At 62.8% G+C, this 250-nt stretch carries 1 protein-coding gene; it reads right to left on the bottom strand.

Translation table 11 applies throughout. The annotated features are described in order from the left end of the window. Positions 1-250, bottom strand: a 250-nt coding sequence (locus tag FQ668_RS27875; RefSeq protein WP_178097223.1) for a putative porin, incomplete at both ends; no start/stop codon positions are given.

Here is a 250-nt window from a genome sequence, read left to right as displayed (position 1 = left end):
GGGTGCGCCCTTCCACGTCGAGCAAGGGCTGGAGCGTTCACCCTCGATATCCTGGAACTGGTAGTACGCCGCGGCCAGCTTGAGGCGGTTGCTGCGGTTGATCTTCCAGTCCGCGCCGATCTGCCCACCGAACAGCCACTTGGTCTCACTGTCTTGCTTGTCGATGCCGTTGGTAGTGGCCGCATCCGAGGTGTATTCGACCGGGAACGCACCCAGGGTGCCGAACAGGCCCCATTCGTTGCTGAGCGTG

This window comes from Pseudomonas sp. Kh14, assembly GCF_900291005.1.
Lineage (GTDB): Bacteria > Pseudomonadota > Gammaproteobacteria > Pseudomonadales > Pseudomonadaceae > Aquipseudomonas > Aquipseudomonas alloputida.
Note: the sequence above shows the minus strand (reverse complement) of the source record. Positions and strands in the feature narration are given on the sequence as shown.